The organism is Nocardia sp. NBC_01730 (assembly GCF_035920445.1).
Taxonomy (GTDB): Bacteria; Actinomycetota; Actinomycetes; order Mycobacteriales; family Mycobacteriaceae; genus Nocardia.
Genome location: NZ_CP109162.1, coordinates 3,865,548 through 3,872,204 on the forward strand (window position 1 = coordinate 3,865,548; position 6,657 = coordinate 3,872,204).

Annotated in this window: 5 protein-coding genes; 2 read left to right on the plus strand and 3 right to left on the minus strand. The window is 67.2% G+C overall.

The annotated features are described in order from the left end of the window. Window positions 1-92: 92 nt before the first annotated feature. Both ilvN and OHB12_RS15555 read right to left on the minus strand, forming a co-directional pair. Window positions 93-596, minus strand: a complete 504-nt coding sequence (gene ilvN, locus OHB12_RS15550) for an acetolactate synthase small subunit (RefSeq protein ID WP_327120164.1) — start codon at window positions 594-596, stop codon at window positions 93-95. Between the two features lie 8 nt (window positions 597-604). Then, entirely contained in the window at window positions 605-2,524 is a 1,920-nt protein-coding gene (locus OHB12_RS15555; RefSeq protein ID WP_327120166.1) for an acetolactate synthase large subunit, read from the minus strand. Between the two features lie 405 nt (window positions 2,525-2,929). Here OHB12_RS15555 and OHB12_RS15560 point away from each other — a divergent pair, with 405 nt between their 5' ends. Together OHB12_RS15560 and ilvD are read left to right on the plus strand one after the other, a co-directional pair. Then, window positions 2,930-3,553 (plus strand): PH domain-containing protein, encoded by a 624-nt coding sequence (locus tag OHB12_RS15560; RefSeq protein ID WP_327120168.1) that lies wholly within the window; start codon window positions 2,930-2,932, stop codon window positions 3,551-3,553. A 434-nt stretch (window positions 3,554-3,987) separates the two neighbouring features. After that, window positions 3,988-5,829 carry a dihydroxy-acid dehydratase gene (ilvD, locus tag OHB12_RS15565; RefSeq protein ID WP_327120170.1) on the plus strand — a complete coding sequence of 614 codons (1,842 nt, stop codon included), beginning with the start codon at window positions 3,988-3,990 and terminating at the stop codon, window positions 5,827-5,829. 7 nt (window positions 5,830-5,836) lie between these two features. On the opposite strand, the gene OHB12_RS15570 is transcribed toward ilvD, so the two are convergent. After that, on the minus strand, window positions 5,837-6,289 hold the full coding sequence (locus OHB12_RS15570; protein WP_327120172.1) for a hypothetical protein: 453 nt from the start codon (window positions 6,287-6,289) through the stop codon (window positions 5,837-5,839). Window positions 6,290-6,657 lie beyond the last annotated feature (368 nt).

Consider the following 6,657-nt stretch of genomic DNA (forward strand, 5'->3'; position numbering starts at 1 on the left):
ACGCAGGTGATGGGTTTGTACTGTTTCGGATCAATCGGATCCCCCGCGCGTGCGCGGGGAGCGCCGTACGCCGACCGTAGATCGAAGCCAGACTAGCGCGTCGCCGTGATCGACTTCGGACCGCGGCCGACGGCCACCACGCCGGACTGCACGATCTCCCGCACGCCATACGGTTCGAGCATGCGCAGCAGCGCGTCGAGCTTGGACCGGGTTCCGGTCGCCTCGACGGTGAGCGCGTCCGGGGACACGTCGATCACTTTGGCGCGGAACAGCGCGACTGCCTCGATCACCTGTGTCCGCACGCTGGCGTCGGCGCGCACCTTCACCAGGATCAGTTCGCGGGCCACGGAGCTGTCCGCGTCCTGCTCCACGATCTTGATGACGTTCACCAGCTTGTTGAGCTGCTTGGTGACCTGTTCCAGCGGCAAGTCCTCGACGGTGACGACGATGGTCATGCGCGATACCTCGGGCAGCTCGGTGCCGCCGACCGCCAGCGACTCGATGTTGAAGCCGCGGCGGGAGAACAGGGCAGCGACCCGCGCCAGGACGCCCGGTTTGTCCTCGACGAGAACGCTGAGGGTGTGGGTGGTACTCATCCTTACGTTCACCTGTTCTTCTCGTGCGACATCGCCTCGTCGATGACGGCGGGCTCGACAGCCTGCTCGTCCTCGTCGAACAGCGGGCGGATGCCGCGAGCGGCCATGATCTCGTCGTTGCTGGTGCCCGCGGCGACCATCGGCCACACCTGCGCGTCTTTGCCGACGATGAAGTCGATCACCACGGGGCGGTCGGTGATGGACTGGGCCTCCCGGATCGCGGGCTCCACATCCTCTTCGCGCTCGACCCGGATGCCGTAGCAGCCGAGGGCTTCCGCGAGCTTCACGAAGTCGGGGATGCGCAGGGTGTGCGTGCCCAGGTCGGTGTTGGAGTAGCGCTCCTGATAGAACAGCGTCTGCCACTGCCGGACCATGCCGAGGTTGCCGTTGTTGATCAGCGCGACCTTGATCGGGACGCCCTCGACCGCGCAGGTGGCCAACTCCTGGTTGGTCATCTGGAAACAGCCGTCACCGTCGACCGCCCACACCTCTGTGTCCGGCATGCCCATCTTGGCGCCCATGGCGGCCGGGACGGCATAGCCCATCGTGCCGAGACCGCCGGAGTTGAGCCAGGTGCGCGGCTTCTCGTACTTGATGAACTGGGCGGCCCACATCTGGTGCTGGCCGACGCCCGCGCAGTAGATCGCGTCGGGACCGGCCAGGCGGCCCAGCGCCTCGATGACGAACTCCGGCGACAGCGACCCGTCAGCGGGCGGGGTCCAGCCCAGCGGGTACGCGTCGCGGATGCCGTCGAGGTAGGTCCACCACTCGTCCAGCGACAGCAGCGGCGCGTCACCCGCCGCCGGATCGGCCTTCAATGTCTCGATCAGCTCGACGATCACCTCGCGGCAGTCGCCGACGATCGGGACGTCGGCGTGCCGGTTCTTGCCGATCTCGGCCGGGTCGATATCGGCGTGGATGACCTTGGCGCCGGGCGCGAAGGAATCCAGCTGGCCGGTGACGCGGTCGTCGAAGCGAGCGCCGAGGGTGATCAGCAGGTCCGACTTCTGCAGTGCCCCAACCGCGCCCACCGTGCCGTGCATTCCCGGCATGCCCATGTTCAGCCGGTGGCTGTCCGGGAAGGCACCGCGCGCCATCAGCGTGGTGACCACCGGGATACCGGTCAGCTCGGCCAGCCGCAGCAGCTCCGGCGATGCGTCGGCCTTGATCACGCCGCCGCCGACGTAGAGCACCGGCGCTTTGGCCTCCATGATCATCCGCGCTGCCTCGCGCACCTGCTTGCCGTGCGGCTTGGTGACCGGACGGTAGCCGGGTAGCCGCATCTCCGGTGGCCAGCTGAAGGTGGTCTGGGCCTGCAGCACGTCTTTGGGGATGTCGACGAGCACGGCGCCGGGGCGGCCGGACGCGGCGAGATAGAAGGCCTCGGCGATAATCCTCGGGATGTCGATGCCCTCGGTGATCAGGAAGTTGTGCTTGGTGATCGGCATGGTGATGCCGGAGATGTCGGCTTCCTGGAACGCGTCCGTGCCGATCAGGCTGCGCCCGACCTGGCCGGTGATGGCCACGATCGGGACCGAGTCCATCTGCGCGTCGGCGATCGGGGTGACCAGGTTGGTCGCGCCGGGACCGGATGTGGCCATACACACACCAACCTTGCCGGTGGCCTGCGCGTAACCGGTGGCCGCGTGGCCGGCGCCCTGCTCGTGCCGGACGAGGACGTGCCGCACCTTGGAGTCGAACAGCGGGTCGTATACCGGGAGAATCGCGCCACCGGGAATGCCGAATACGGTATCGACGCCGAGCTCCTCGAGCGACCGGACGACCGACTGCGCACCGGTGACCCGCTCGGGCGGGGCCTGGCGGCGGTTGGCCGCGGACGTCGCGTTGGCAGCGGACGATGTCTGCTGATTCGCCGAAGGCGCTGGCCTGCGGGCCGAAGGCCCGGGCCGTGCGGTAGGTGCGCTCACCGTCTTCGTTCCTTACTGGTAGTCGTTCTGACCCCGGATTTTGTGCCTCGCGGCGCTGGGACGGACGACATCAGGCCCTCGCAAAGAGCGCCTGGAAGGCCGTCCGTCCACCGCAAACGCGGCGTCTTGCGCCTCGCATGTCGAACAATTATCCGAACATAAAAAAGCCCCCGTCAGCACAGGGCTGAACGAGGGTGGCGCGTCGCGACGCGAGCTGACGTATTCGACTCAGAGTGTCAGGCTCAACGCTGGACGCGCCGGCCGATTACGAGCAATTCGTTTCGGTTCACGCGCACGACGTTAAGCGGGCGTGAACCGAAGAGTCAAACAGATGACCTATGGCGTCCCATTATGTGGGACAGTGTGGTTGCTTGTGTCCGTTCACCAGGATGCGAGGATGGTGGTGTGTCATCACCGCATCAGTCCGTGCCACCTACTGAATCGTCCCATACGCCCGCCGCGGGAGCGGAGACGGGTAGCGCCTCGACCACCCGGGTGATCCGCATCCCACGACTGGCCTTCCTCGGCGTATTCATCCTGCTGATGTGCGTATTCTTCCCGTTCGTCGGCTGGCCGGCCGGGCTCTGGTGGCTGTTGCTGATCCCCGTCGTCGTGCTGGTATGGGTGCTGCGGACCCAGACCTCCGTCTCGGACGCGGGACTGGACCTGCGGACGCTGTTGGGATCCCGCCATCTGGATTGGGCACAGGTGAAGGGTGTGCGAATCCCAAAGCGTGGATACGTGCTCGCCGATCTGAACGACGGCACCGAAGTGAAGTTGCCAGCGGTGAGCTACGACCGGTTGCGCGACCTGGCGGCGGCGTCCGACGGGCGGATTCCGAACCCGTTCGCGGGGCCGGAGGAAGCCACGGGGAGCGGATCCACCGCCGCCGAACCCGCAGCTGATGAGGCAGCCGGGCACGACGCGGACACGGCCGTGCCCGACGCGGACAATCCGATGATCAACGAGGTTGCGAAGACCTCCGAAACTGAGAACGCCGATACCACGGGCGACGGTCAGCACCCGTAGGCCCGCACGGGCCACAGGGGGCGCGGAGCACCGCGACCGTCAGCAGCGTCACACCGTGGAACATCTTCCGACGGTAAGATGTTGCGTCGGATGATGGGATGATCTTGTCGAGAGCACCGATCCCCGTTCTCACCCATCGCCCTCGACGGTCCGGCACCTCCGGCAACACCGTCAGCGCCGACCACACCCCCGGCGGCGACTCATCGAAACACGGGCTGACACCGAGAGACCCACTGCAGAGCTGCCTCATGGGCGACGCGACCGGCATGTAGACGCACCCACTCGCGGGAGTAACGTGGGAGCGTCGCCGAGCAAACTCTGCGCAGTCGCAAAGAGCGCTTGGACGGACGAACGTCCGGCCACCGCAAAGAGCGCTTGGACGGACGGACGTCCGGCCACCGCACCCCAGCCCCCGCGACCCGAGGACCATCGAAATGCCACCTCTTCGTTCCCGAACCACGACCATCGGCCGCAATGCCGCGGGTGCCCGCGCACTTTGGCGAGCCACCGGTATGACCGAATCCGACTTCGGCAAGCCGATCGTCGCGATCGCGAACTCCTACACCCAGTTCGTGCCCGGCCACGTGCACCTGAAGAACGTCGGCGAGATCGTGGCCGACGCGGTGCGCGCCGCCGGTGGGGTACCGCGCGAGTTCCACACCATCGCCGTCGACGACGGCATCGCCATGGGCCACGGCGGCATGCTCTACTCGCTGCCGTCGCGCGAGATCATCGCCGACTCAGTGGAATACATGGTGAACGCGCACACCGCCGACGCGCTGGTCTGCATCTCGAACTGCGACAAGATCACGCCGGGCATGTTGAATGCCGCCATGCGTCTGAACATTCCGACGGTGTTCGTCTCCGGCGGGCCGATGGAGGCAGGCAAAGCCGTGGTCGTGGGCGGCGTCGCGCAGGCGCCGACCGACCTGATCACCGCGATCTCCGCGAGCGCGAATCAGGCGGTGTCCGAAGAGGGTTTGAGCGAGGTCGAGCGTTCCGCGTGCCCGACCTGCGGCTCGTGTTCGGGCATGTTCACCGCGAACTCCATGAACTGCCTCACCGAGGCGCTGGGTCTCGCACTACCTGGCAACGGCTCCACGCTGGCGACACACGCTGCCCGCCGGGCACTGTTCGAGAAGGCGGGCACCGTGGTGGTGGACATCGCCAATCGCTGGTACCGCACCGACGATGCCTCGGTGCTGCCGCGAAACGTGGCTGACGCCAAGGCTTTCCGAAACGCGATGGCGCTGGACGTCGCGATGGGCGGCTCGACCAACACCGTGCTGCACACGCTGGCCGCCGCGCAGGAAGGTGAGATCGACTTCGATCTGCACACCATCGAGGAGACCAGCCGCCGGGTGCCCACCCTGTCGAAGGTCTCGCCCAACTCCGACTACCACATGGAGGACGTGCACCGGGCCGGCGGCATCCCCGCCCTCCTCGGCGAGCTGCGGCGTGCCGGTCTGCTGGAAACCGACGTCACCACGGTGCACACCAAGAGCTTCGACGAGTGGCTCGACACCTGGGACATCCGCTCCGGCAAGGCCTCCGAGGAAGCCCTCGAGCTGTTCCACGCCGCGCCGGGCGGTGTGCGCACCACCGAGCCTTTCTCCACCGAGAACCGCTGGTCGTCACTGGACACCGATGCCGAGGGCGGCTGCATCCGCGACCTGGAGCACGCCTACACGAAGGAGGGCGGCCTTGTCGTATTGCGCGGCAACATCGCTCCCGACGGCGCGGTGCTGAAGACCGCGGGCATCGACGAGGAACTGTTCTCCTTCCAGGGCCCCGCCGTCGTCGTGGAGTCGCAGGAAGAGGCCGTGTCGGTCATCCTCGGCAAGAAGATCGAGCCGGGCGACGTGATCGTCGTCCGCTACGAGGGCCCCTCGGGTGGCCCTGGCATGCAGGAGATGTTGCACCCCACCGCTTTCCTCAAGGGCGCGGGGCTCGGCAAGCAGTGCGCGCTGATCACCGACGGCCGTTTCTCCGGCGGCACCTCGGGCCTGTCGATCGGCCACATCTCCCCCGAGGCGGCGAGCGGCGGTGCCATCGGCCTGGTCGAGAACGGCGACCAGATCCGCATCGACGTCACCGCGCGCACGCTCGAGGTCCTTGTCGACGACGCCGTCCTCGCCGAGCGCCGCGCAAAGATGGACGCCTCCGAACGTCCCTGGCAGCCGGTCAACCGCGACCGTCTGGTCACCACCGCCCTCCGCGCCTACGCCGCGTTGGCGACCTCCGCCGACAAGGGCGCCGTGCGCCACGTGCCGTAGCCGCCTCTCATCGAGGTCGAGCACCCCGATGCGCATAGGGACGCGGCGACGGCGTCCTACGGCAGTGAGTTGTGGGCACTGCGGCTGGGTGTGAGCCGATGGGCGTGGCCGCTGGCCGTGGGCTGCCAGGTTCGGACGCGGCCCAGGAAGACGGCCGGTGCTCGGCGGGTGACCGCTTCGGACTGATCGCCGAGCGCTGCCGTCGAAACGCGTAACGGTAGTACTGCCCGATGTAGCGCAGCACCGGCACCAGCAACATCACCTTGCCCATCACCCGGTAGGCGCCGGGCACCTGCTTGAAGGTGTCGGAGTCGAACAGCGACACCCGGTTCAGCAGCCGCGCGCCGGGCACCGCCGCCAAGATGTCGTCGGGCCCATTGATTGCCCAGTGCAGCGTCGATGCGGACCAGCGCACCACGGAGTTGCACCATCGTGACTCGAGGGTGAGGGTCTTGCCCATGTTGTGAACGGGGGCTGTTGGGGACCGAGCTGTTACAGAATCCTGTCGGCGCACCGGACCGACTGTCGTGCATCGCACCGTGCAGGCGTGCCCGTTGGCCAGCCATATCAAACGGACGACTGTCGCCGAGTAGTGCGTGCCACAGCGACCTCAGCGGCACCTTGATGCTCAGCGAATTCACCTGCGCCGCAGCCGAACTCCACGATGACCTCCTCCGCGATCCACTCGACCTCGACGGGGTCGAGGACGCTGCGGAAGTCGCACTGAATCAGGGCCGCGAGACCGGGCGACGCCCCATGCGCATACTGCCCACCAGATCCTCGCCCATGACGTGGATGGCTGGGCGAGGCCCTTCCTCAGCGCGCTCG

Excerpts from the sequence above, each read along its gene's own strand:
- OHB12_RS15570 (WP_327120172.1), bottom strand. The coding sequence starts at position 6,289 with ATGGGCAAGACCCTCACCCTCGAGTCACGATGGTGCAACTCCGTGGTG.
- ilvD (WP_327120170.1), top strand. The coding sequence starts at position 3,988 with ATGCCACCTCTTCGTTCCCGAACCACGACCATCGGCCGCAATGCCGCG.
- ilvN (WP_327120164.1), bottom strand. The coding sequence starts at position 596 with ATGAGTACCACCCACACCCTCAGCGTTCTCGTCGAGGACAAACCGGGC.